This is a genomic window from Arsenicibacter rosenii (genome assembly GCF_001870735.1).
Classification (GTDB): domain Bacteria; phylum Bacteroidota; class Bacteroidia; order Cytophagales; family Spirosomataceae; genus Arsenicibacter; species Arsenicibacter rosenii.
The window spans coordinates 241,101-265,133 of sequence record NZ_MORL01000001.1 but is presented as its reverse complement, the minus strand read 5'-3'; the positions used below and the strand labels follow the sequence as shown (position 1 = coordinate 265,133).

At 54.3% G+C, this 24,033-nt stretch carries 22 protein-coding genes; 10 read left to right on the top strand and 12 right to left on the bottom strand.

Features of this window, described 5'->3' with window-relative positions; translation table 11 throughout:
• Positions 1 to 47: 47 nt before the first annotated feature.
• The 4 genes from BLX24_RS00960 to argH all read left to right on the top strand — a co-directional run bounded on the left by BLX24_RS00960 (position 48) and on the right by argH (position 6,896).
• A complete protein-coding gene (locus tag BLX24_RS00960; RefSeq protein WP_071501213.1) occupies positions 48 to 695 on the top strand; it encodes a hypothetical protein in 648 nt (215 codons plus the stop codon).
• 284 nt (positions 696 to 979) lie between these two features.
• The gene (locus BLX24_RS00955) at positions 980 to 2,176 is read left to right on the top strand and encodes an efflux RND transporter periplasmic adaptor subunit (RefSeq protein WP_083421736.1); all 1,197 of its coding nucleotides are present in this window, start codon (positions 980 to 982) and stop codon (positions 2,174 to 2,176) included.
• A 53-nt stretch (positions 2,177 to 2,229) separates the two neighbouring features.
• Positions 2,230 to 5,382, top strand: coding sequence for an efflux RND transporter permease subunit (locus tag BLX24_RS00950; protein WP_071501212.1), 3,153 nt, complete (start codon positions 2,230 to 2,232; stop codon positions 5,380 to 5,382).
• A gap of 164 nt (positions 5,383 to 5,546) precedes the next feature.
• A complete protein-coding gene (gene argH, locus BLX24_RS00945; protein WP_071501211.1) occupies positions 5,547 to 6,896 on the top strand; it encodes an argininosuccinate lyase in 1,350 nt (449 codons plus the stop codon).
• A 79-nt stretch (positions 6,897 to 6,975) separates the two neighbouring features.
• On the opposite strand, the gene BLX24_RS00940 is transcribed toward argH, so the two are convergent.
• Both BLX24_RS00940 and BLX24_RS00935 read right to left on the bottom strand, forming a co-directional pair.
• Positions 6,976 to 7,254 (bottom strand): hypothetical protein, encoded by a 279-nt coding sequence (locus BLX24_RS00940; RefSeq protein ID WP_071501755.1) that lies wholly within the window; start codon positions 7,252 to 7,254, stop codon positions 6,976 to 6,978.
• A 140-nt stretch (positions 7,255 to 7,394) separates the two neighbouring features.
• The gene (locus BLX24_RS00935; protein WP_071501210.1) at positions 7,395 to 8,252 is read right to left on the bottom strand and encodes an SMP-30/gluconolactonase/LRE family protein; all 858 of its coding nucleotides are present in this window, start codon (positions 8,250 to 8,252) and stop codon (positions 7,395 to 7,397) included.
• 197 nt (positions 8,253 to 8,449) lie between these two features.
• Between BLX24_RS00935 and BLX24_RS00930 the strand changes: the two genes are divergently transcribed.
• Positions 8,450 to 8,665 carry a hypothetical protein gene (locus BLX24_RS00930; protein ID WP_071501209.1) on the top strand — a complete coding sequence of 72 codons (216 nt, stop codon included), beginning with the start codon at positions 8,450 to 8,452 and terminating at the stop codon, positions 8,663 to 8,665.
• 329 nt (positions 8,666 to 8,994) lie between these two features.
• Positions 8,995 to 11,424: a beta strand repeat-containing protein gene (locus BLX24_RS00925; protein WP_071501208.1), complete on the top strand. Its 2,430-nt coding sequence runs from the start codon at positions 8,995 to 8,997 to the stop codon at positions 11,422 to 11,424.
• Positions 11,425 to 11,489: 65 nt separating this feature from the next.
• Here BLX24_RS00925 and BLX24_RS00920 read toward each other — a convergent pair whose 3' ends face one another.
• Positions 11,490 to 12,725 (bottom strand): MFS transporter, encoded by a 1,236-nt coding sequence (locus tag BLX24_RS00920; RefSeq protein ID WP_071501207.1) that lies wholly within the window; start codon positions 12,723 to 12,725, stop codon positions 11,490 to 11,492.
• 244 nt (positions 12,726 to 12,969) lie between these two features.
• Between BLX24_RS00920 and BLX24_RS00915 the strand changes: the two genes are divergently transcribed.
• Positions 12,970 to 13,476, top strand: a complete 507-nt coding sequence (locus BLX24_RS00915) for a hypothetical protein (protein WP_143092534.1) — start codon at positions 12,970 to 12,972, stop codon at positions 13,474 to 13,476.
• Between the two features lie 2 nt (positions 13,477 to 13,478).
• Here BLX24_RS00915 and BLX24_RS00910 read toward each other — a convergent pair whose 3' ends face one another.
• Positions 13,479 to 14,477, bottom strand: coding sequence for an OmpA family protein (locus BLX24_RS00910; RefSeq protein ID WP_071501205.1), 999 nt, complete (start codon positions 14,475 to 14,477; stop codon positions 13,479 to 13,481).
• Between the two features lie 340 nt (positions 14,478 to 14,817).
• Here BLX24_RS00910 and BLX24_RS00905 point away from each other — a divergent pair, with 340 nt between their 5' ends.
• Both BLX24_RS00905 and BLX24_RS00900 read left to right on the top strand, forming a co-directional pair.
• The gene (locus BLX24_RS00905; RefSeq protein WP_083421735.1) at positions 14,818 to 16,464 is read left to right on the top strand and encodes an L-lactate permease; all 1,647 of its coding nucleotides are present in this window, start codon (positions 14,818 to 14,820) and stop codon (positions 16,462 to 16,464) included.
• A 9-nt stretch (positions 16,465 to 16,473) separates the two neighbouring features.
• Positions 16,474 to 17,619, top strand: coding sequence for a glycerate kinase (locus BLX24_RS00900; protein WP_071501204.1), 1,146 nt, complete (start codon positions 16,474 to 16,476; stop codon positions 17,617 to 17,619).
• Here BLX24_RS00900 and BLX24_RS00895 read toward each other — a convergent pair.
• The 8 genes from BLX24_RS00895 to BLX24_RS00860 form a co-directional block, all read right to left on the bottom strand.
• A complete protein-coding gene (locus tag BLX24_RS00895; RefSeq protein WP_071501203.1) occupies positions 17,592 to 17,903 on the bottom strand; it encodes a fibronectin type III-like domain-contianing protein in 312 nt (103 codons plus the stop codon). The genes BLX24_RS00900 and BLX24_RS00895 overlap by 28 nt on opposite strands.
• Before the next feature lie 153 nt (positions 17,904 to 18,056).
• Positions 18,057 to 18,440 (bottom strand): glycoside hydrolase family 3 C-terminal domain-containing protein, encoded by a 384-nt coding sequence (locus BLX24_RS00890; protein ID WP_071501202.1) that lies wholly within the window; start codon positions 18,438 to 18,440, stop codon positions 18,057 to 18,059.
• A gap of 5 nt (positions 18,441 to 18,445) precedes the next feature.
• Positions 18,446 to 18,634, bottom strand: a complete 189-nt coding sequence (locus tag BLX24_RS32530) for a hypothetical protein (protein WP_071501201.1) — start codon at positions 18,632 to 18,634, stop codon at positions 18,446 to 18,448.
• Between the two features lie 275 nt (positions 18,635 to 18,909).
• The gene (locus BLX24_RS00880; RefSeq protein ID WP_071501200.1) at positions 18,910 to 19,689 is read right to left on the bottom strand and encodes a LytR/AlgR family response regulator transcription factor; all 780 of its coding nucleotides are present in this window, start codon (positions 19,687 to 19,689) and stop codon (positions 18,910 to 18,912) included.
• 13 nt (positions 19,690 to 19,702) lie between these two features.
• On the bottom strand, positions 19,703 to 20,752 hold the full coding sequence (locus tag BLX24_RS00875) for a sensor histidine kinase (RefSeq protein ID WP_071501199.1): 1,050 nt from the start codon (positions 20,750 to 20,752) through the stop codon (positions 19,703 to 19,705).
• A 6-nt stretch (positions 20,753 to 20,758) separates the two neighbouring features.
• Positions 20,759 to 21,478 carry a hypothetical protein gene (locus BLX24_RS00870; protein ID WP_071501198.1) on the bottom strand — a complete coding sequence of 240 codons (720 nt, stop codon included), beginning with the start codon at positions 21,476 to 21,478 and terminating at the stop codon, positions 20,759 to 20,761.
• Entirely contained in the window at positions 21,475 to 22,617 is a 1,143-nt protein-coding gene (locus tag BLX24_RS00865; protein ID WP_071501197.1) for a serine hydrolase domain-containing protein, read from the bottom strand. Before BLX24_RS00865 ends, BLX24_RS00870 begins: the two co-directional genes overlap by 4 nt.
• Positions 22,618 to 22,626: 9 nt before the next feature.
• Positions 22,627 to 23,238 carry a hypothetical protein gene (locus BLX24_RS00860; protein WP_071501196.1) on the bottom strand — a complete coding sequence of 204 codons (612 nt, stop codon included), beginning with the start codon at positions 23,236 to 23,238 and terminating at the stop codon, positions 22,627 to 22,629.
• Between the two features lie 221 nt (positions 23,239 to 23,459).
• Here BLX24_RS00860 and BLX24_RS00855 point away from each other — a divergent pair, with 221 nt between their 5' ends.
• The gene (locus BLX24_RS00855; RefSeq protein ID WP_071501754.1) at positions 23,460 to 24,029 is read left to right on the top strand and encodes a hypothetical protein; all 570 of its coding nucleotides are present in this window, start codon (positions 23,460 to 23,462) and stop codon (positions 24,027 to 24,029) included.
• Positions 24,030 to 24,033: the final 4 nt, after the last annotated feature.

The window sequence follows — 24,033 nt, the reverse complement described above, 5'->3', positions numbered from 1 at the left end:
AATGAGTTATTTTGTCATTTCATCAGCCTTCGCAAACAATTACGCCTATGCCAACCATGAACTCCCCGTTCGAAACTAACCTCTTCCGGCATTTGTCGCAATTCTTTGCCGATCACCACTATTTGTTACTGGCTGATCAAAAACAATTTCGCAAAATTACGGCTACAGGCTTTCAAAACGTCATTTTTTCTCCTTCTTTTTACCAGAACGAGATTCTGGTTGATATTTTATTCGGTACCCGTAACCAGCAGGTCGAGCAAATAGCCCAGCAGTTTCTCCGGAATACCCCCGAATACCGTGACCACGCCAATACGACGATTATTTCTATCGGTAAATTCCGGGATATGCCTTATTTCCGGTATAAACTCAATCCGGGCGAATCGCCGGAAATGCTGTGCGCGGACGTTGAATCGTTTTTCCTGAAGCAGGGCTTTTCCTTTCTGGACCAGACCCGCAGCGTACAGGCTATTGATACCCTGCTGAACAGTCAGCCCGATCAGCCCTGCAAGTTTTTGTATAACCAGACCCACCGCTGTTACAAAGGACTGATTGCCGCTCACCTCAACCACAGTCCTCAGTTTGACGGGCTGATTGACCGATACCGGTTTGAATTAAAACGGCAGACTCAGAACGCCCACGAGCAACTCCGGTTTGAACGGCTCATTGCCTATCTGCTGCATTATTCCGCCAATTAACCCCCGTTCATCCGTTTTTGTCACCGGCCAATAACTCCCCCGTTTGTGGTCTTTTGGGGGGCTGTTTCCGGTCGATTTGTGTTTCTATTCCATCTATGAAAACCAGCCGTTAGTATATTCTCACTATAGATTGGTTGTCCTGGTCGGGGAATAAAGGATAACTTTCCGTTTAAATATTGGTGAAATAGTGCTTTCCGGGATTTGAAACGCGCCGGCTACCGACCTGAACAAACAGTTGTTTTTCCGGTTTAGCACTCAGTTAACGAATCGTTTCCAGCATAAACGTGAAAAGATGGACCGCTATAAGCCTTGTCGTTGTGATCGTCGGCGGGCTTTTTGTGTACAACAAGTATTTTAAGAAAGGATCAGAAAAAGGCCCTGACGGGAAGGCCGCAGAAGGCGGAAAAGGGGGTGATGGCAAAGGCAAAGGCGGCCCCGGCGGCGGCGGCCCTACTTCCGTAAACGGGTTTATCGTTATTCAGCAGGCGCTGAAAGAAGAAGTCGTGGCAACAGGCTCATTGCTGGCCAACGAACAGGTCGACATTTTTCCGGAAGTTTCAGGCCGCATTACCCAGCTCAATATCCGCGAAGGCCAGCCCGTTGCTGCCGGCACATTGCTGATAAAACTGTATGACGCCGACCTGAAAGCACAGCTTCAGCGCCTGATCGTACAGGAAGAAAACGCCCGCCGTATCGAAGAACGGAACAAACAGCTGCTGGCCCGGGGCGGTATCAGCCAGCAGGAATATGATATCGTTGTGACGAACCTCAAAAGTGCTTCGGCCGATATTGAGGTAGTCAAAGCCAATCTGCGCCGTACGGAAATCCGGGCGCCGTTTTCGGGGGTCATCGGGCTCAGAAACGTCAGCTTAGGCGCTTATGTAACACCCAACACGCTGATTGCCCGCCTGCAGCAAACATCGTCTCTGAAACTCGACTTCTCGATTCCGGAAAAATACGGTTCCTCCATTAAGCAGGGCAGCGAAGTCCGGTTTATGGTGGATGCCTTCGCTAAACCGTTTACCGGTCAGGTCTATGCCCTGGAACCGGCCGTCGACGAAGCAACCCGTAACCTCCGTATCCGTGCCCGCGTAAACAATACGCAGTCGCAGCTGCGCCCCGGTTCGTTTGCGAAGGTCACACTTACCATTCAGAACGAACGGGGTATGATTGTACCGACCCAGGCCGTTATTCCGCAAACCCGCAGCAAACAGGTCGTTCTGGTCAAAAACGGAAAAGCGGTTTTCAAAGACGTCACAACGGGCATCCGGTCAGCCAGTACCATCCAGATTTTATCGGGGATACAGGTGGGGGATACCGTGGCCACCACCGGATTGCTCTTCCTGAAACCGGACGGGGATGTGAAAGTAAGCCGCATGGTAACCTTACAAAGCATCAAACCGATTGAGCAGCCGGGCAGTGCCCGCCCCGCACAACCCGACAGTACGCCGGCTGCCGAACCGAGGCAGGCAAAGCTTTAGGCCGTAAGCAGACAGGTTTCTGTCTGCTATTGAAAACGTAGATCAACCAAGTTATGAGTCTTTCCTCACTAAGTCTGAACCGGCCGGTATTTGCGATGGTGATGTCTATCGTCATCGTGCTTTTTGGCGTCATTGGCTTTACGTTCCTGGGGGTCCGGGAATATCCGGCCATTGACCCGCCGATTATTTCCGTCCGGACAAGCTATACCGGGGCAAACCCCGAAATCATCGAATCCCAGATTACCGAGCCTATCGAAAAATCGCTCAACAGTATTGAAGGGATCCGGAATATCTCGTCGCAGAGTTCACTGGGGGTCAGTTCGATTACGGTCGAATTTGAACTCGGTGCCGACCTCGAACGGGCCGCCAACGACGTACGGGATAAGGTGTCGCAGGCCCAGCGGCAGTTACCCCAGGACATTGATGCGCCGCCGGTTGTAACCAAGGCCGATGCCAACTCCGACCCTATCGTCTTTATGCCGGTGCAGAGTACCAGCCGCAACATCATGCAGCTGTCCGACTACGCCGAAAACGTGTTGCAGGAACGCTTACAGACCATTCCCGGCGTCAGCCAGGTAAACATCTACGGCCAGAAACGGTTTGCGATGCGTCTGTGGATTGACCCGCTGAAACTGGCGGCCTACAACATGACCGTTCAGGACATTGAGCAGGCGCTTTCCCGCCAGAACGTTGAGTTGCCAAGCGGTAAAATCTACGGCAATAACACCGAACTCACCGTTAAGTCGGTCGGCCGTCTGCTAACCGAAGACGACTTCAACAACCTGATTGTCCGCCAGACGTCGGGTCAGATTGTCCGGTTCAAGGATGTTGGTAACGCCATTCTGGGTCCTGAAAACGAAGAAACGCAATCAAAGCAAAACGGGATTCAAGGGGTTATTCTGGTCTTGATTCCGCAACCGGGTGCCAACTACGTCGATATCGCCAACGAGTTCTACAAGCGGTATGAACAGCTGAAGAAAGAGCTGCCGGATGATATTCAGGTCAGCATCGGGATCGACCGCAGTACGTTTATCCGGAAAGCCATCGAAGAAGTAGGCGAAACCCTGCTGCTCTCGTTTGTGCTGGTCGTACTGGTCATTTACTTCTTCTTCCGCGACTGGCTGATTGCGTTCCGCCCGCTGATTGACATTCCGGTTTCGCTGATCGGCGCGTTTTTCATCATGTACATTGCCGACTTCAGTATCAACGTGTTAACACTGTTAGGTATCGTTCTGGCAACGGGACTTGTGGTGGATGACGGTATCGTTGTAACGGAAAACATCTTTAAGAAAATTGAGCAGGGAATGGATACCGAGCAGGCGGCTAAGGAAGGATCGGATGAGATTTTCTTTGCCGTTATTGCCACGTCGATTACCCTGGCGGTGGTGTTCCTGCCGATTATCTTCCTGCAGGGATTCGTTGGTCGTCTGTTCCGTGAATTCGGGATTGTGGTTGCCGGTGCGGTCCTGATTTCGGCGTTTGTGTCGCTGACGCTGACGCCGGTACTCAGTGTGAAACTGACCAGTAAAAACCACGGCAAAGATTCGTGGTTCTACAAAAAAACCGAGCCGTTTTTCCAGTGGCTCGACAGCAGCTACCGAAGCTCGCTGAGCCGCTTCATGAAATCACGGGGCTGGTCGCTGGCCATGATTGCGGTTTGTATCGCCATCATCGTGGGCATCGGCGGCATGCTGAAATCCGAACTGGCGCCGCTGGAAGACCGTGGCCGTCTGCGGATTCCGATTACGGCACCGGAAGGTACCAGTTTCGACGCCATGGCCAACATTACCGAACGCGTTACCCAGCTGGTTCTCGACTCCATTCCGGAAACGCGGCTGACCTTCAGTGTGGTTGCGCCGGGCTTCTCGGGCGGCGGGGCCGTTAACTCCGGGTTTATCTTCATCAACATGGCGGAGCCTTCGGAGCGGAAACGATCCCAGCAGCAGATTGCCGACTTCCTCACGGCAAACCTGAAAAAAATCAGCGATGCGCGGATGTTCCCTACCCAGGAACAAACCATTCAGGTAGGGCGCGGGGGCGGGCAGCCGGTTCAGTTCGTTCTGCAGAACCTGAATTTCGATAAACTGCGGGAAAAACTGCCGGTGTTTATGGATGAAGTACGGAAAGACCCGACTTTCCAGAACCCCGACGTTGACCTCAAATTCAACAAACCGGAGCTGAATATTACCATCGACCGGGAAAAGGCAACCAGCCTGGGCCTCTCGGTACTCGACGTGTCGAATACACTTCAATTAGCACTCAGTAACCGCCGTCTGGCCTACTTCCTCATGAACGGGAAGCAGTATCAGGTGGTCGGGCAGGTCGACCGCGCTAACCGCGACGAACCGGTCGATCTGGCCTCGTTCTACGTCCGGAACAACCAGGGACAGCTGATTCAGCTCGACAACCTGGTGAAGTTCCAGGAGGTAAGCTCGCCGCCGCAGGTATACCACTACAACCGGTTTAAATCGGCAACGGTTTCGGCCGGTCTGGCACCGGGCAAAACCATCGGCGACGGGGTAGCCGCGATGCAGGCCATTGCTGCCCGTACCCTCGACGATACGTTCCAGACGGCGCTCTCGGGTCCGTCGCGCGATTACGCCGAAAGTTCATCGAACACGTTGTTTGCCTTTGGCCTTGCGCTGATTCTGGTCTACCTGATTCTGGCCGCTCAGTTCGACAGCTTCATCGATCCGTTTATCATCATGATTACGGTGCCGCTGGCCATTGCCGGGGCAGTATTGTCGCTGTGGCTGTTTGGTCAGACGCTGAATATCTTCAGCCAGATCGGCATTATCATGCTGGTGGGGCTGGTAACCAAAAACGGTATCCTGATTGTGGAGTTTGCCAACGAGCAACGTAAGGAAGGCAAGAATAAGTACGACGCTGCGGTCGAATCGGCGGCCATGCGTCTTCGCCCGATCCTGATGACGACCCTCGTGGCCGCCTTTGGGGCGCTCCCGCTTGCTCTCGCGCTCGGTGCGGCCTCCAAAAGCCGGATGCCGCTCGGTATTGTGATCGTGGGCGGTCTGTTGTTCTCACTGGTACTGACCCTCTACGTGGTTCCGGCGATATACACGTACATGACCCGCCGGAAAGACGAAGTCCATCCGTCAGATGCCCAACGGCCGCTCCCGCAACCGGCCGGCCGGCCGACCGGTGATACCGAAGACCCGAAGGAAATGGAAGTACGGCTGGACCGCTGATTCTGGCCGGCGCATCGAAGAAAAGGGCGAACTGATGAGTCGGTTCGCCCTTTTCGTTGTCAGAATCCCTACCTTTGCTGCCGGATTGATAACAGACATCCCGCTCTTCCGGATTTTGCAATCCGGAACCGCCATCCGATCATTTTTAGCATACATACATTACCTTGAAACTCTGGCAAAAAGAAGGATTTGGGGCTGAACCCTCTGAAGCAGCCGCCAAAATAGAGCGATTCACCGTTGGCCGTGACCGCGAAATGGATGTATATCTGGCACCATTCGATGTACTGGGCAACCTGGCCCATGCGGTCATGCTTGAAACCATCGGCCTGCTGACGGCCGATGACCTCGCGCAGCTGCGGGCTGAACTGAAAACGATCTACGCCGACATCGAAGCGGGTAACTTCACCATCGAAGACGGCATCGAAGATGTACACTCGCAGGTTGAACTGATGCTGACCCGCAAACTTGGGGATATAGGCAAGAAAATTCACAGCGGCCGCTCCCGCAATGATCAGGTGCTGGTCGACCTGAAACTCTATACCCGCGCGCAGCTCTGGACGGTTGCCGAAGCCACCCGGATGGTATTCGACCAGCTGATTGCCCGGTCGGAGCAGCACAAACATGACCTGTTGCCGGGCTACACGCACCTTCAGATTGCCATGCCGTCGTCGTTTGGCCTTTGGTTCGGCGCCTATGCCGAAGCCCTGGCCGACGATATGCTGACGCTGCAAACGGCGTTCCGGCTGGCCAACCGCAACCCGCTGGGTTCGGGTGCCGGCTACGGGTCGTCGTTCCCGCTGAACCGGACCCTGACCACGCAGCTGCTTGGGTTCGAAGGCATGCATGTCAATGTGGTATACGCGCAGATGAGCCGTGGAAAAACCGAACAGACCGCCCTGAACGCCATTGCCGCCATTGCTGCCACGGTTTCCCGTCTGGCCATGGACATATGCCTGTATAACAGCCAGAATTTCGGATTCCTGACCCTGCCCGACGCCCTCACAACAGGATCGAGCATCATGCCGCACAAGAAAAATCCGGATGTGGCCGAATTGCTGCGGGCCAAGAGCAACCGCCTTAAAGCCCTGCCGATGGAAATCACGATGGTGATGAGCAACCTGCCCTCGGGCTACCACCGCGACATGCAGATTCTGAAAGAAGTACTGATGCCGGCCTTCGACGAAATACTGGACTGTTTGCAGATTCTGGCCTTTACGCTCGAAAACATTCAGGTAAAGCCCAACCTCCTGGCCGACGAAAAGTATGACCTGCTGTTCAGCGTGGAACGGGTAAATGAGCTGGTGTTGCAGGGCGTACCATTCCGCGAGGCCTACCGGATTGTTGGTAAAGAAATCAACGAGGGTTCGTATAAAGCCTCCCGCGAGCTGAAGCATTCGCACGAAGGCAGTATCGGCAACCCCGGAAATGAGCTGATCGTGCAGCAGATGGATGCTGCCATGGCCGGCTTCGGCATAGACCAGATCCGTCAGGCAACGGCGGCGTTGCTGGCTTAAGCTTCCCCGAGGGTTACGCCAAAAAAGTAAAGCCCGGTCAGCGACCGGGCTTTATCTTATTCTCCATGTAAGCCTCAACCTATAAGAGCAGATTACTGAGAATGATGAGCAGGTGCATCGTCAGGCTGAATAAAAAAGCCGGCACGATGTATTTCACAGGCATAGCTCCCAGAATCGGTACCAGCACCGTCAGGAAACCAAGCATCGACGCCAGGAACTGCCAGTCGCCACCGCCCAGGTAAGCCATTGACAGCAAGAGGGCCGGCGATAAAATGCAACCCTGAATCATCATCGCGGTTGCGGCCCAGCCTGTACGTGTGAATTCTGCCTTCTCAATAAATGTATGATATCTCGCCATGAAACCGGTCCCGGTTTCGTGTGCGTATGAAGTTGTCGTTTGGGTAACCATGGCCGTACTGTGTTTTCTTGTGATGTGACAAAAGTACAGGGCCGGTTGCGGCTCGTTTATGATTACCCTCATACGTTGGTATGATTGCGCTATTCGACACGGTATGCCACCAGTTTGTTTTTCAGAAACGTCGGTACGATGATCAGTTTTTCCTTAGCCACGTACTCAATATCAGCACAGTTGCTTTTCTGCTCGCGGGTATCCAGCAACTGCTCCTTATTGCCTCCGGCACTCACGTAGAAAATCTGCCCGCTCCAGTCGGAGACAAAATAACCTTTTCCGTCGGTGACGATACCGTCGGTATTGGCCATACCGTCGGCAATGGTCATAAAGGTTTTGGTTTCGGTATCCAGTGCCCGCAGCGCCCCGATTTTGGTTGAACCCACCATCAGCCGGTTCTTTTTCACGGCCAGCAAGCCGTTCGGGCGGTTAAGCTGTTCGCCCTCCATCCATACCTCCCACTTATTATCCTTCAGGCGGTAGATTTTGTCAAACCGGTTGTCGGAGACATACACGGTTCCGTCATTGGCTACGGTGACATCGTTCAGGAACGCATTTTTGGGGTCGGGGGCATCCCACGTTTTTTCGGCCTGACCGGTTTCCAGGTTGATCGCCACGAGCCGGTAAATGTCTGTCACATACAGCGTGTTTTTATAGATGCCCATCCCTTTCGGTGCGTTGAGCCCCGACGTCCAGCGGAGGTTCTGAATCTTGCCATCCAGCGACACCTTTGAGATGAATCCGCTGCCATCCAGCGCATCGGCTTTGCCATCGATGTTGGCTACATACAGGATTTTGCTGCGCTTGTCGTAGAGTACCGATTCCGGGACCCGCAGTGTGGTGTCTGTTTCCCAGACTTTTACCAGTTTTTTCGGCTTAGGTTTAGCCTCGGCCATAAGACAGGCCATGCCCATCAGAGTCCACAAGATGAGGTATTTTGTCTGCATTTTTTCGTACTGCTTAGTTTTCTGCAAAACAAGCAGAGATTAAAACCGCTTGCAACTTATCTGTCCGAATGTTAGCTAACTGACCGTATCAGCTATTGTGTTTATAATTATTTAAAGAAAGCAAAACAGGCACTTAAACCTGGCAAACAATTTGATAATGAGAATGTTCAGTGCTTGATAAAAAACATAGTAAATTCATGAATTCTCAACACAATGCAACGCTTTCTACCCGGCCAGCCGCACAGGAGCTTAAACAAAGTATTCGGGACATGATCCGGCTCCAAACCAATTACCAATTATCTGACGAACTATTCTGGGAAGTATTTAACACCCGCGTCCTGCTGAATCAGGACGTGAATGTCGATGCTTTCATCCGCGAACTTCAACATTCATCCCCGCATGGTCACGCTTAATCCGGTACGCAAAAAGCGCTATCCCTTTCAACTCCCCTGACGTTTAAACGCCAGGGGAGTTTCTTTTTTAACCCCTGATTCTTCAGACTGTCAGCCGTTCAAAGCTTTGACGAACAAGCATGCGTTTTGACAGACGTTTATCCGATCTGGAATAGCCTATCCTCTTCTACTACTCTTCTCATAATTACATATAAAGTTTTGCTTTTATTAGGTATTAGTTACATTTTTGATCAGATTTTACTAAAAAGTAAACCATGTCTCCCTATGTGGATTACTAAATTTTTCTAAACCTATATCTACTTATCTTATTCTTCTACAGATTCACTTTTATGAAAACCCAACTCAAAGCTCCCTGCCCTCTTTTACTGTTCGTGGTGGCAGGGATGGTGTTTATGTGGCTGTTTACCCTGCCAATGGCATCTGCCTCTCCCGGTAAACTCTATCCTGACAACGAGAAAGGCCATCCCCAACGAATTAAGCATACGATTGACCCAGCTCCAACGATTACGATTAGTCCGGCCTCAGCTACCTACACCGTAGGGCAAAGTGTAACCGTTACTGTGACAAACTTGACGGAAAATAACAACTATGGCTTTGATATTGACGACGAAGAAAATAACATAATCACCTACTCCAGTTTGTTTGGTAATTCGGGAAATCTGTTAGCTCTGGGAAGCGGGGTTACCAGTGGCACAATTGTCGGAACATTTGACGCATTCTCTGTAGGTAGCAACAGAAAAATTAATGTTTACTTACAAGGCGGTAATGTGGTTGTTAGTACAGCGCGTTTCACCATCCAGGCGCCCCCTAGCCTTGCCCTTGTGACGAAAGCTTCAATAGCATCTGTCTGTATCGGTAATACCGTAGCCACGCTTTCCGTAACGGCAACGGGCGGGTCAACACCATATACTTATACCTGGAATGCCCCCTCCGGCGCATCCATTAGCGGAGCTAACAATACCAGCGCTATCTCTGTGAATGCCCTGACATCAGGTCTCAAAACCTTCACCGTTACCGTTACCGGCTCAGACGGCAGTCCGGTCAGCAGCACCATCAGCATCAATGTCGATAATCCGACGCCCATTATTTCGCCGAGCACTAACCTCACCTTTTGCGAAGGCAGCAGCCTGACGCTTACCAGTTCGGGCGGCAATGGTATCACCTACTTATGGAGCACAGGTGATACGAGTGCCTCAATCGTTGTCAGTATAAGTAAGCCCTACTCCTTAACGATTACTTCGCCCACGGGCTGTACCGCATCTGCCACCGTGACTCCATACCGCTACAACCGGCCAACGGCTACAGTTTCGGCGCTGCCCGGCCTGACCGTCTGCCAGGGTCAGAGTGTTACGCTGAATGCCAATGTCGGCGGGACACCGGCACGGATTGCGTCGGCCAAAGCACCACCACCGGTTTCCTACAGCTGGTCGACGGGCAGCAATACACCATCAACAATTTTCACCCCCACCAGCAACACGGTGGTTAGCCTGACGGTCAACGATGGTGTCTGTACGTCGCTGCCCATCAATACCAGCATTGTCGTTAACCCGGTCTCGTCGGTCAGCATCACGGCAGCCCCGTCAGCCATCATCAGCTGTGCTAATCCAGGCGTAACGCTCACCGCTTCGGGTAGCAGCGGATACACCTGGGATGACAACTCGACCGCCACTACCCGTACGGTTAGTGTATCAGGGGTTTACTCGGTGTCGGCAACGGGGAATGGGTGTTCAACGACTGCTTCCGTAACGGTAACCGGTAACTCCACCACCCCGACAATTACCATTACCCCCACCGCTGCTCCGATTCTGACGGTATGTGCCGGTTCCAGTCTGACCCTGACCGCAAACGGCGCGGGTTCCGGGGGGACCTACAAATGGAATACGAGCGAAACAACCCAGGCGATTAGTGTCAGTGTTACCAATACTTATTCCGTAACCGGAACAACGGCGTCCGGCTGTCAGTCCGTAACCTCGGTGTACTTTGACGTGCACAGCCTGCCAACCGCTACCATTTCGGCCCTCCCTGCGCTGACGGTCTGTCCTGGTAAAAGCGTTACCTTAACGGCTTCCGGGCTTCCGGGCGGCTTATCCCCGCGCATCGCCAGCACGTTTTCGGCCCCTACCGTATGGTATACGTGGTCGACGGGCAGCACCGACGCCACAGCAATTTTTACCCCGACCAGCAGCACCGTGATCAGCCTGACCATCAGTGACGGAGCCTGTACCGGAACAACGGCCGCCACCATCACCGCCAAAGAATCGCCGACCGTCAGTATTGGCGCATCGGCCACCAGCCTGTCCGGCGGACAAAGTGCTACCCTAACCGCTTCGGGGGCCGACAGCTATACCTGGAGTACCGGTGCGACGTCGAACCCGATCACGGTGTCACCCGTGTCGACAACGGTTTATTCGGTGACCGGAACCCGCAACGGCTGTGTAGGCGTAGCCGTACAACCGCTTTCGATAAACTGTACGGACCCGATTTCAAAAGCTATCTCGGCAACGGTGGTGAGCGTTTTAGGGCCAGGCAACTGCGCAGTCAACATTCAGGGGCAGGGAACAGGAAGCTCCTTTGTCATAACCGGGCCAAACGGGTATGTCTTCAGTACGGTTTATCGCCGGACGGGTACGTATGCTCTCTCGGCAACCGGCGTCCGGCAGCCGGGCACCTACACCTTCACGGCCAGCGCAACCAATGCCTGCGGGCAGACGAGTACCGATAGCATAACCTACGTGGTGGCCGGAACAGCCTGTCCGTAAAGGAGCTGTCCTTTGCTCTGTCAACTCCCCGGGGTCAACACCTTCGGGGAGTTTTTGTATGCACCTTACAACCGCACCGTCAGCAATTCCTTCGACCGCAGATAGACGTAAGTAACGACCACCAGCGTCAGGCAACCGCCCAACACCACCGACGGCACCGCCCCCACCGCACTTGCCAGCAGCCCCGACTCAAAGGCGCCAATCTCGTTGGACGAACTCACAAAAATACCGTTAACCGCCGCCACACGCCCCCGCAGGTGGTCGGGCGGAAAGATTTGCAGAATGGTCTGCCGGATAATCACACTCACACTGTCGAACGCGCCCGTCAGGGCCAGCATCAGCAATGACAGATAAAAGTTGGTCGACCACGCAAAAATCAGCGTAGATATCCCGAAGCCCAGCACCGCCAGCAGCATGTTCCGCCAGGCGTTGTTAATGGGTGGGAAACGGGTCATGACGATCATCGTCAGCACGGCTCCCACCGACGGCGCGGCCCGCAGGAAACCCAGTCCTTCGGCTCCGACCTTCAGAATGTCTTCGGCAAAGACCGGCAGAATGGCCACAACCCCGCCGAACAGAACTGCCGCCAGATCAAGCGAAATGGAATAGAATACGATTTTGGTCTTAAACACAAAGTCAAAGCCTTCCCTGAGGCTCTCCCACAGACTAACGGCGGCCCCGTCTGCCGGTGTCGGTACGGGCTTTGATTTAATCATCGACAGCAGGATGAAGCAGACCACAAACAGGGCGATGATAACAATCAGCGTATGGTCGAGGCCCAGCCAGTTGTAGAGAAATCCGGCAATGCCCGGGCCAATGATGGCACCCGCCTGCCAGAACGAACTGCTCCAGGTCGACGAGTTGGGGTAGAGTTCGCGCGGTACCAGAAACGGTTTCAGCGACGAACTGGCCGGGGAGTAAAAGCCTTTGGCCGCTCCGATCAGCATCAGCACGCCATAAATAATGCCCAGCTGTGCCGTCTGACTCATCTGCCCGACCACCGACGGCTGAAACACCAGGTACAGAATGACCGACCCCAGCATGATCACCAGCAGGCTTTGCTGCAGAATCCGGCGTTTGTTGCGTTTATCGGCAAGGTGCCCGCCAAAGAGCGAAATCGAAATAAACGGAATCGCCTCTGCCAGCCCAACCAGACCAAGAGCAAGCGGTTCATGAGTGAGTTTATAGAGTTCGTAGCCCAGAATTACTTCCTGCATCAACAAGGTAGCAGTGATCAGAAAACTGTTGGCCACAAAAAAGCGGAAATCGGGTATTCGTAATGCAGCGTAGGGGTCAGCCATTCCAGAGAGGCCGGAGATCCGGCGATAAATTGCAGATAAAACAGGGTTCCTGAAACGTTCAGGGGTTGTTTAGTCAACAATTCTGTCTTTTCTCAGTTCCGTATTGTGGCTTTTTTTAAGGGTTATGGAATCCGGCTCACCAACGCATCGTCAATGTAAAACCCATATGCCGAAAACTACCCTGCTCCTTTTTTTAGTGATTTGTCTTACTGGCTGTCAGCGTGCTTTCAAAACCGGAAAACCGTTGAACTCTTCCACAACGATTCTTTTGTTCCCCGTCTATGCGCAGGTGAAACAATACGATCTCCGGGAGGCTGACACGGTTGTCGACAGCACGCTGACGAAACAAAAAGAGCGTTTACTGAACCAGTTAGCCGAAAAAACGATTTCGGCACGGTATACGATAAGGGCGGTCAAACCCGATCCGGCCACACGCGATTCGCTATGGTCGGAGTTCTTCCGCGTATTCGGCGAAATCGGCAAACAAGGCAACATCCGTCAAATTGCCTCGCCTCCTACGGTGCAAAAACTCATGGAACAGGCACAGGCAGATGTCGCCTTCGGGTTAGTGCATCTGGGTACAACAGGCCCTGATGAGAGGGGTTATCTGATTAACACCAGCGTTATTTTTGACCGGCGCAGCGGGTCGGTTATCCGGTATGGGTCAACGGTGCTGGAGAAACAATACCCGAAAGGCGACAGTGTTCTGACCCAACTGACTATACAACTGATTAATAAACAAGTGAGGTAACGCTACATACTCAGCAACTGCACCTCGACACGCCGGTTCTTTTCCTTGTTTTTTTCGTCGTCGTTCGGCGCGGCGGCCTTGTCGGGGCCTTTCCAGATGACCTCCATCTGCTGTTCCGGGATACCCTTCATGCGCAGGTAACCAGCCACAATTTTAGCCCGGTATTCCGACAGCACCATGTTTGGCTGCCGGGGACCCACGTTATCGGTATAGCCCGTGATCCGGATTTTCCAGTCAGGATGCTTCTGCAGGACACCGGCGATTACGTCCAGCGGCGGCTTGTTGTCGCCCCGCAGGTCGTAACTGCTCTGGTCAAAATAAATCACCTGAACGTCGGTCGGCGGCGGCGTTTTTTCGTCAATTTCCGGTTTTCGGTAGACCATGCCTTTCACACCCAGGGCCTTGAAGTTCACCCCCGGTTGAATAACAAAACGTTCCTGAAAGAGCAGGAACCCGTCGGCGGTGCAGGCGGCAATGGTATATTCACCGGGACGGGCGTCGCGCAGCAGAAAGCTGGACGCTCCCTTGAACTGCTTCGACGTAAATTTCGTCACGTGCGACAGTTCTTTACCGTACTGGAGTTCGTAGGTTATGTTGGTGGTATCTTTCCGGTGGAAACCCATATACAGCTGATTGGTCGGCCTGACGGCAGTTGTATCTTTCGACCGCATCGGAATGATCATGTTAAAGGCATATTCCGGGTCGATGACGCCGACAAAATGCACCGGTATGGTCATTGTATGGTAGCCTTTGGCTTCAAAAATCAGGGCATTTGCATTGGATGGTACTCTGAAATCGAAACGGCCTTTTTCGTTGCTTTCCCCGAGTTTCGTGCGTTTTTTTCCTTCGGCAAAGGATACTTTAACCGGCAGATCGGCCCCGGAACCGGCATTGTAGCTGCTTCCATTCACACGTACCTGCTTTACGGTCTGGGCCTGTACCGGCCATTGACATACCCATAAAACGGTGACCAGTACGGCAATTGTGGCATTTTTTATCATCAATAAACCCAAATTTGTTGAGTAAACCGCAAAATTACGGATTTATTCCCCTTGCTCTATCCCCTCTTTACACGGCGCAGACGGAATGTTCTTTCACGGCATTACGGCGACCATGGCCAAACGGGCTACCAACCACACTGAAGCCCGGGCAACCACGTGGGTAAATGGGCAACCACGTGGGTAAATGGGCAACCACATTGGTAAATGGGCAACCACGTGGGGTTGCCCCTACGGGGTACCCATAATGTGGGGGTGACCATACGGGTAACGGTAAATCGGGGCGGTGATTGCCTTTTTCCTGTCAAACGGGCTTTGGCCCGATTCCTGATCCTGACCTCCTATGACCTGGCAACAACCTATTAACCCACTCAATACCATCGGGCTGTCGTTGCTCGTGGCCTCTATCCCGATTCTGTTTATTTTCTGGGCGCTGATTATCCGAAAGATGAAGGGCTATCAGGCCAGCCTCATCGCCACGGCGATTGCCCTGGTCATTGCCGTAACGATCTACGGCATGCCGGTAAAACTAGCCCTGCTCTCGGTAAGTCACGGTGTGCTCTACGGCCTTTTCCCGATTTGCTGGCTCGTGATCATGGCCGTTTTCCTGTTCAATCTCACCGTCAAAAGCGGGCAGTTTGAAATCATTAAATATGTGATGGGAACCATCACCGACGACCGGCGTTTACAGGCGCTGCTCATTGCTTTTTCGTTTGGCTCGTTTCTGGAAGGAACAGCCGGGTTCGGCGCTCCGGTGGCGATTACGGCAGCCATGCTCGTAGGACTCGGGTTCAATCCGCTCTACGCGTCGGGGATCTGTCTGATTGCCAACACCGCACCGGTGGCTTTCGGGTCAATCGGTATCCCGATTACGGTGGCCTCGCAGGTATCGGGCATTCCCGAACTGGCCATTTCGCAGATGGTCGGGCGCACGTTGCCGCTGCTTTCCGTTTTTCTGCCGTTTTATCTCGTGTCCATTATCTCGGGAGTCAGCAAAGCCCGTGAGATCATGCCCGCGCTGGTCGTGTCGGGCGTATCGTTTGCCCTGCTGCAATACCTGTCGTCGAACTTTCTGGGGCCTTCGCTGCCCGATGTCATCGGCGGACTCGGTTCGATTGTCTGCCTGATGGGGCTGCTGCGTGTCTGGAAACCGAAGCAGGTCTGGCGGTTTGCCAACGAACCGGCGCCGGTTGTGCAACCTGCCGGGCTGTATTCCACAAAACAGATTATCCGGGCATGGTCGCCGTTTATGGTCCTTACGATCCTGATCATCGCCTGGGGCCTGCAACCCGTTAAAGACATGCTGAATGCTACCGGTATGATTCAGTTTGAATTTCCGGGCCTGCACAATGCCATTCTGAACCAGACCGGAGCGCCCATCGCCAAGGTTTTCAAATTCAACTACCTGTCGGCAGCGGGTACGGCCATCTTTCTGGCCGGTCTGTTCTCCATTCCGCTCGTCGGCCTGACCTTCCGCGAGGGAATACAGGTGTTTGCCGGTACGCTGAAACAGCTCCGTTTTCCGATCCTGACCGTCGCCTCGGTACTGGCGTTTGCCTACGTCCTCAACGATTCAGGCATGACCCTTACCCTGGCCGATGTGCTGGCCAACACCGACCTGCTGTTTCCGTTTTTTGCGCCGGTGCTGGGGTGGCTGGGCGTTTTCATCACCGGTTCGGATACGTCGGCCAATGCCCTGTTCAGCAAACTCCAGTTCGCAACGGCCCAAACCATCGGCGTTGATCCGGTCGTGACGGTTGGTGCCAACGTATCGGGTGGCGTTGTGGGCAAAATGATTTCGCCCCAATCGATTGCCGTGGCGGCCGCCGCCGGTAATCTGGTCGGGCAGGAAGCGCAGTTGTTTCGGTTCACCGTCAAACACAGTTTCATCATGCTCGGGTTTATTTCCCTGCTCACCCTCGCCCAGGCCTACGTGATCAAATGGATTATCCCGAACTATGTGCTGCTCATTCACTTCTTTACCACCTAGAAAAACAAAATGCATATTCTGATTGCCCCGAATGCGTTTAAACACAGTCTGGATGCCCCCACCGCCGCCCGTGCCATCGAAGCCGGCTTTCTGGCCAGCAAACTGGACTGTCGATGCACCTGTTTCCCGATTGGCGACGGTGGCAATGGCACCGGCGACCTGATTGTTCACCACCTGAACGGCGAACGTATCCGGGTGGATGTACAAGACCCGCTTGGCCGGCCCGCTCAGGCATCGTTCGGGCTGGTCAACGGAGGAAAATCGGCGGTAGTCGAGATGGCCGCTGCGTCGGGGCTTCACCTGCTGAGCAGTCAGGAGCTTAACCCTTTGCTGGCGACATCCTACGGTACCGGCCAGCTCATCCGCGCCGCACTCGGCCACGGCATTGAGCAGCTGATTCTGGCCATTGGCGGATCGGCAACGGTCGATGGCGGCACGGGCATCCTGCGCGCGCTCGGCATCCGCTTCCTCGACCGCGACGACAGGGCCATCGAAACGCCTGAGCAGCTCACCAACCTGACCCACATTGACCTGACCGGCCTTGACCCGCGCCTTACCCGGCTGGACATCCGCATCCTCTGCGACGTCGACAATCCGCTGGTCGGGCCGACGGGGGCCGCAGCGGTCTTCGGGCCGCAAAAGGGTGCCACCCCGGACATGGTCCGTCAGCTGGATGCGGGGCTGTCCCGGCTGGCAGAATCGGTACAAGCCACCACCGGGATCGACATCGCCGGGCTGAAACACGGTGGTGCGGCCGGTGGCGTGTCGGCCAGTCTGCACGCGCTGTCCGGCGCTCAGCTGGTCAACGGCATCGACTTTTTCCTGACGTTCACCGGCTTCGGCCAGCACCTGGCCACCGCCGATCTGGTTGTCACGGGCGAAGGCAGCCTGGACGAGCAAACCCTACACGGCAAAGGCCCGTTTGGCGTAGCTCAGGCCGCCAAAGGTCGGGGACTTCCGGTGATCGGCCTCGCCGGCCGCGTACCGGCCAGGGCCAGCGAAGCACTCGAAGCCTGGTTTGACACCCTGCTGGCCATTGGTCACGAACCGACCGACTTAGCTGCTGCCTTTGCCCATACGGAAGAAAACCTGTCGCGAACGGCCCGGCAACTGGGGAATTTACTGGCCTACCGCAACACAAACGCCTTTCGCTGAACCGCCGCCGAGTTGGGGCCAACCATGACCTCAAACTCGCCGGGCCCGGCGACAAACGCCAAATCGCTGTTATAGAACGTCAGCATGTCAGCTGTTATCGGGAATGTGACGGTGCGAGCATCCCCTTTTTTCAGCATCATCTTCTGAAACCCTTTCAGTTCCTGCACCGGTCGGGTAATGCTGCCGACCTTGTCGCGGATGCATAGCGGCACGACTTCTTCCCCGTCGTATTCACCAGTATTCCGGACCTCAACGGTCAGTTGCAGCGTCTCATTACGGGTCATCTGCGTTTTATTCAGCCTGGGCTCACCATACGTAAAACGGGTATAACTCAGGCCGTAGCCGAACGGATACAGCGGGGTATTCGGAACGTCGAGGTAGTTGAACCGGAATTTGGAAAACCACTTCGTGTCATCGCCGGGCGGCCGACCAGGTATTCAGGATGGCCGGCACATGACAGCTTCCTCTATCAGGACCGTATTGCTGCGGTTATCGCGGTAGGTGGGTTTTCCGAAAATACTGATCCGCTCCTCCAGTCCGGGGTCGCTGACGATGTTGGCCCCGCGGGCATATACCACCCGCACGGCATTGCCCGCTACGTTTTTCAGCCCGTCCATCAGCGACACCGACTGGTCGAACAGGCCCGACACACTCCAGGTCCCCGCCATATTCTCTCTGTTGTTGGCTAATGGGCCAATCAGCGCCAGGGTACCTTTCCGGCCCAGTGGCAGCACCGGCCCGGCGTTTTTCAGCAACACAAACGAACGGGCGGCATCAATTTCGGCGACCGTTACTTTTTTCTCCTGCACCGACTTTTTCAACGTAGTCAGAAATCCTTCGCCGTACTCACGACCGAACCGGTTGTGGCTTCGCCGCCGGTCAGCAGGTTCAGCTGTCCTATTTTTTCGTCCAGCGTCATGCGCTGTATCAACTGGCTGATAAACGGTTCTTTCGGTTGTTTTTGCCCGTATGCCATCTGAACCAGCAACAGGAAAGGGAGGAGTTTCTTTTTCATAGGTCGTCAACCGTGTTGTACCTCTCTATAACCTTCCGGACCAGCCCTTAGGTTGAATGAAATCAGGCACCGGGTCGCCAACTTACTTTCCGCCTGGTCAGCAATTATTTTTTTGCAGTTACCGTTCGATTTTAACTCAGGCTAAAATTCTCATCATGAGACCATTATACTTTTGTTTCAAATCTTAACAACACGGAAAACATGAAAAAGTCAAACACAATTGTTCTTATCCACGGTATGTTTGTGAACAACACGACCGGGCCGTCCACTATCGTTTATTCCCCCAGCCAGGCCCTGAAATCAGCGGCACGGTCGCGGCTGATAAAAACCTCTTCCTCAACCGGCGGGGTAAGCTCCAGTTTCAGGCGACCGTTGAAATGCAGGTGTACGTCGCTGATGGACCGGGCACTCAGGATAAACTGCCGGTTGGCGCGGAAAAAATGCTGCGGATTCAGCTTTTGCCCTAAATCGTCCAGATGGTAATCGATCATCAGCGTGCGTCCCTCCCACGTCTGCACAAACGTCAGGCGGTCGCGGGTGAAAAAATAGGCCATATCCGCTACCTCAACCGGGATGAGCCGTGCGCCCTGCCGGAGCAGAAACCGTTCCCTGTAGTCGGTAGGCTGCGGGGCGGGTGCAGGCCGCAGCATGGTCATCAGTTGCTGCACATCCAGGGCAGGAATACCCGTCCCGAATAACCGGCGCATTTCCTGAAACTTATCCAGACTCCGGCGCAGGGCCGCTTCATTGATCGGTTTCAGCAGATAATCCACACTGTGTACCTGAAAGGCTTTCAGGGCATATTCGTCGTAGGCCGTCGTAAAAATAACCGGACACCTGACCGGCACCTGATTGAAAATGTCAAAGCTTTGCCCGTCGACCAGCTCTACATCGGCCAGTAACAAATCGGGGTGCGGATGGCCCGACAACCAGTTGACCGACGTTTCCACGCTGTCGAGCACCGCCACAATCGTGATGGCCGGATCACACTGGAGCACCATTGACCGGAGTTGCCGGGCGGCCAGGGGCTCATCTTCAATAATCAACACGTTCATAACGGGCTGTTAGTTACTGCTTTCGGATGATGTTTTCGTGAATTAACGGGACGGTCACCATAAAAACCGATTCTGTCTCCTGAATATCAATCGGGGGCTGTCCCAACAACCGGTATTTCTGGCTGATGGTCAGCAGCCCCTTCCGGTCCGACATCACATCCGGACGAGGTCTGCGCTGCAACTTGTTTTCGACTACCAGGAATCCGTCTCCGCGTGTATAGATTTTGATCGTCAATGGCTTACTGATGGATACCACGTTGTGCTTTACCGCGTTTTCGACCAGCAACTGTAACGTCAGCGACGGCAGGTAGCAGGCCCTGAACGCAGGATCAATCGCCATATCGAGGTTTAGCCCGTCTTCGAAGCGGGTCTTCAGCAGGCTCAGATACGCATGGGTAAAGGCCAGTTCTTTCTCAAGCCCGATCAGCGGCTCATCGTTACTCTGGAGCAGATAGCGGTATACCTGCGCCAGATCGCCGATAAACTGAACGGCTTTCGGGTTCTCGTTGGCTTTCACCAGCGCCTGCAACGAATTAAGGCTGTTGAACAGAAAATGCGGCTGTATCTGCTCTTTCAGCGACCGCAGTTGTATTTCGAGTTTCGACCGCCGCAGTTCTTCGGAGATAATTTTCTCTTTCAGCCACGCCCCGAAGAAATACCGTGCCTCATAAATCGCCCCGATGATGGTCAGGTAAAACAACCCGATGCCGGCCATAAACGGAATATCGCCATACTCCCACGCCTTTTCACCCGCAAACACCCAGTACTTCGTCAGCAGCAACCGCGCTCCGACCAGCAGCATGGTCATCGGCACACCGGTCAGACCGATCCAGACGATCCGTCGTTGTGTCCGTTCAATCTCCGGATAACGCCGCTGCGCCTGCTGCACCAGCCACCGGATCGAAAACCAGCTCAGATACAGGGTCAGGATGCCGTAAGGGATGAATCGCTCCAGCCGGACCTGATTCCGGAAAATCACGTCCATGTTAAAAAACACCGTTCCGATGACCCACAATACCAGCGGGCCGGCAATCCGTAATGTCCGGTCATTGAGGCGATTCATACGCGGTCAGTTCAGCAGTTCAACCCACAGGCCGAACAGGATATGCCAGAGTGTATAGTGCCCGAGCCGTATCATCAGCCCGGCCAGAAACCCCGACTGACGAAAATAAAGCGCCTGGAGCAGATTCATGGCATAGCCGGTCATAAAACTGTACAAAGCCAGTTCGGGCGTATCGGTAATCAGCTGGTCAATCGGTTCAATGAGCGACGTCAGCAGGGCCAGCCCCCGGAACAGGTGCTCGTTCCGGGTATCTTTCAGCAACAGATTACCCGCCCCCCACATCAGCACCGGAATCGGGATCAGCCGGTACAGAGTGTCGGTATAGAGTGCGCCCGACCCATACAAGAGCAACGAGTACGGGAAGGGCTGCATAAAGGGCATCAGCCCCGTAACAGGCGCGGGATGCATGACGAGGGTAAACACCGCTATATCGGCAGCGCCGAAACCAAGACCAATCAGGAACGGGAACAAAAACCGCTGCGAATCCGGTACACGGGCATCGAGCAGATCGGGGAAACCGGTACGGGGGGCCAGCCAGACCCCTGCGCCCCCTATCACGATGAGCCCGATTTCTTCAGGCCCGAAAATCCGGAGGCCGGCCGCCCCCTGCCCCGTCAGATACAGTCCGGTCAGCCAGGTCAGCAGACCCAGGCCCACAAACCCCGCATAGATCAGCAGGCTGTTCCGGCCGGGTATGAGTGCGGTATGGCTCTCTGTTTGTATCATTTCATTAACCGGTCCATCAATCGTTTATCAGAGCCGTTTCCGTTGTTTTTGTACAACATAAAAATGCCTTTGTTCTCTACAAAATACAACAGGTTTGCTTCAAAGCCTACCGACCCGCCATTGTGGCCGTAGGCGATGCCTGCGCCCGTAAACCATTTTTCCATACCCAGCCCATACTCACAGTCGCCGTTCGGACAGGCGGGCAGTTTGACCGAATCAATCATTTCGCTGACGCTCGCGGCCGACAGGAGTTTGCCGCCAAACAACCCGCTCAGGAACGTGGTCAGGTCGGCCGCCGTTGAAATGATGCCGCCCGCAGCCTTGCCATCGTCTTCGGCCCGGTCCCAGCTACTGACATCGAACAGCGTGCCGTTGCCATACAGATCGGCATAGCCCCGCACCACATTCCGGTCATCGCGCCGTTCCAGGTAGGTATTGTTCAGTTGAAGCGGCCCGAAAATAACCTCGCTCAGGACGCTCTGTAGTGGCTTACCGGTTTTACTTTCAATGATTTGCTGTAAAATCCAGTAGTTCGCATTGCTGTAGCTGAAGCCGGTACCGGGAGCAAACTGCAACGGTTTTCCATATACGTACTCCGTCAGCAATTGATCGATTGTTTTGTTGTAATGCGCTGCGGCCTGGCTGACGATGTTCAGCTGATAGGTCATGCCGGCGTTGGGCGGATCAATAATCCCGCTCGTATGCGACAGCAACTGCCGGATGGTTATCTGCGTCGCCTGCGGTATTTTCCCGGCCATACCCGGTAATGCCTGCGCCAGTTTCTCATCCAGACTGAGTTTACCCTGCTCCCTGAGCTTCATAACCGCCACGGCGACAAACATTTTGGTGATGCTGCCCACCCGGAACTGATCACAGTTGCGCATCGCTGTCTGGTGTTCCAGGTTTGACTGACCGGCCACGCCCTGCCAGATGGCCTCGCCGGGGCGGACGATCCGCATGACGCTGCCGGGCGCATGGGTAGCCAGGCGGTATTGGACTAGCTCAGCCTGATAGGTCTGGTGCGCAGGATGTTGCGCGTAGGCGTCCGGCGCGCAGGTACCGGCCTGTTGTTGTGGCACATCCTGTGTCTGACAGGCAATAACCAGCGGGCAAAAGAGTAATAAATACGTCTGTTTCATGGTGTGTGATCAATGATGGTTTTGGTTGAGAGACATCCGCATACCCACGTGCAGGGCCGCATGCGGTAGCACCGGCTGTCCGCGAAAACCAAACGGCACCTCGCCAAACGCCTGCTCCTGCACAAACACACTCACCGGGTTGGCCCCCGTAAACCGGTACCCGACGCCAAGACTGACCGAGGGAACCGCTTTCACCACAAACGCTGATGCGGCCTGATACCCGCCGTTGCCGTCGGGCTGGTACTGCTTTAGCCAGTACGATGCGCCCAGAGCGCCAACCCCCAGCAGGCCCTCCACAAATAATCCGCCGATAAATTTCCGGTAACCCAGCTCCGTTGTCACAAAAAGCGCTGTCTGGAGTTGTTTATGCCCGTAGCCGCCTGCATTCAGCGTCTGGAATAGCTGGCTCCTGCGCCGGTTCCGGTAATAGATTTCCGTACCGATCCGGAGGCCCGGATTCAGATCCGTTAATTGAGGCTTAACCGTCGGCAGGCTGATGCCATGCGAAAAAACGGAAACCGTGAGGGGTCGGCCCGCCGGCCCCGATGCGGCTCGTTGTGCTACCGCAACGGGCGACATACCCGCCAGCCATAGCCACACCAGCAAACTGTTTCTGTACATGATGTTCGTGTAGTTGTTGTTTACGGAGCAAAATTAAATGCCGGCACAGCATCGAAAACCACGGCTTGTCTGAAGGGTCAGAATCAGCACCTGAGCTGTTGAAAAACCCGCCCGAACGCCCGCATACGGTCACTTTCTTCCCGATCAGGTTTGGTTTTCCGCCAATAGTTTATACCTTAAAACCTGTTTTACTCAACAGCAGACACCAACTGATCAACGATATGAAACGATACCTTCCCCTCCTTTTCCTCGTTCCGGCCCTGTTGCTGAACAGTTGCCGCAATCAGGAACGCGAGCAGCAGCTGGCCGCCCGCGAGCAGGCATTAACCGAAAAAGAAGCCCGGTTTGCACTCAAAGAAGCCGAATACCAGTCGCTGCTCCGGATGCGCGACAGCCTCACCGCCAACCATGATACCATAGCCTTTCTGCGGGAATGGCCGGCCGATATTGCCGGGCAGTGGAGCAGCAAACTGATCTGTACCGAATCGACCTGCCCCGACTATGTAATCGGCGACCAGCGGAATGATGTCTGGGAGTTCAGCAGTGACTCGACCCGGATTATCACCAAGGTCATTAATAATAACAAGCTGGTCAGGGTCTACAATGCGGCCTTCGCAGACAACCAGATCAACCTTAGTTTCAAAACAGACTCCGCATCCGCCAAACAGGTTGAGATGAGTGTCTTGCTGAATGAGATTTCCCGCGACAAAATAAAAGGTACCCGCAACATCAGTGTCGATAATAAATGTGCGGCCCGATTCTCCGTTGAACTAAGCCGTATCACGAATTAACCCC

Excerpts from the sequence above, each read along its gene's own strand:
- BLX24_RS00960 (WP_071501213.1), top strand. The coding sequence starts at position 48 with ATGCCAACCATGAACTCCCCGTTCGAAACTAACCTCTTCCGGCATTTG.
- BLX24_RS00950 (WP_071501212.1), top strand. The coding sequence starts at position 2,230 with ATGAGTCTTTCCTCACTAAGTCTGAACCGGCCGGTATTTGCGATGGTG.
- BLX24_RS00940 (WP_071501755.1), bottom strand. The coding sequence starts at position 7,254 with ATGGCGAGATATCATACATTTATTGAGAAGGCAGAATTCACACGTACA.
- BLX24_RS00935 (WP_071501210.1), bottom strand. The coding sequence starts at position 8,252 with ATGCAGACAAAATACCTCATCTTGTGGACTCTGATGGGCATGGCCTGT.
- BLX24_RS00930 (WP_071501209.1), top strand. The coding sequence starts at position 8,450 with ATGAATTCTCAACACAATGCAACGCTTTCTACCCGGCCAGCCGCACAG.
- BLX24_RS00925 (WP_071501208.1), top strand. The coding sequence starts at position 8,995 with ATGAAAACCCAACTCAAAGCTCCCTGCCCTCTTTTACTGTTCGTGGTG.
- BLX24_RS00920 (WP_071501207.1), bottom strand. The coding sequence starts at position 12,725 with ATGGCTGACCCCTACGCTGCATTACGAATACCCGATTTCCGCTTTTTT.
- BLX24_RS00910 (WP_071501205.1), bottom strand. The coding sequence starts at position 14,477 with ATGATAAAAAATGCCACAATTGCCGTACTGGTCACCGTTTTATGGGTA.
- BLX24_RS00905 (WP_083421735.1), top strand. The coding sequence starts at position 14,818 with ATGACCTGGCAACAACCTATTAACCCACTCAATACCATCGGGCTGTCG.
- BLX24_RS00900 (WP_071501204.1), top strand. The coding sequence starts at position 16,474 with ATGCATATTCTGATTGCCCCGAATGCGTTTAAACACAGTCTGGATGCC.
- BLX24_RS00895 (WP_071501203.1), bottom strand. The coding sequence starts at position 17,903 with ATGACCCGTAATGAGACGCTGCAACTGACCGTTGAGGTCCGGAATACT.
- BLX24_RS32530 (WP_071501201.1), bottom strand. The coding sequence starts at position 18,634 with ATGAAAAAGAAACTCCTCCCTTTCCTGTTGCTGGTTCAGATGGCATAC.
- BLX24_RS00880 (WP_071501200.1), bottom strand. The coding sequence starts at position 19,689 with ATGAACGTGTTGATTATTGAAGATGAGCCCCTGGCCGCCCGGCAACTC.
- BLX24_RS00875 (WP_071501199.1), bottom strand. The coding sequence starts at position 20,752 with ATGAATCGCCTCAATGACCGGACATTACGGATTGCCGGCCCGCTGGTA.
- BLX24_RS00870 (WP_071501198.1), bottom strand. The coding sequence starts at position 21,478 with ATGATACAAACAGAGAGCCATACCGCACTCATACCCGGCCGGAACAGC.
- BLX24_RS00865 (WP_071501197.1), bottom strand. The coding sequence starts at position 22,617 with ATGAAACAGACGTATTTATTACTCTTTTGCCCGCTGGTTATTGCCTGT.
- BLX24_RS00860 (WP_071501196.1), bottom strand. The coding sequence starts at position 23,238 with ATGTACAGAAACAGTTTGCTGGTGTGGCTATGGCTGGCGGGTATGTCG.
- BLX24_RS00855 (WP_071501754.1), top strand. The coding sequence starts at position 23,460 with ATGAAACGATACCTTCCCCTCCTTTTCCTCGTTCCGGCCCTGTTGCTG.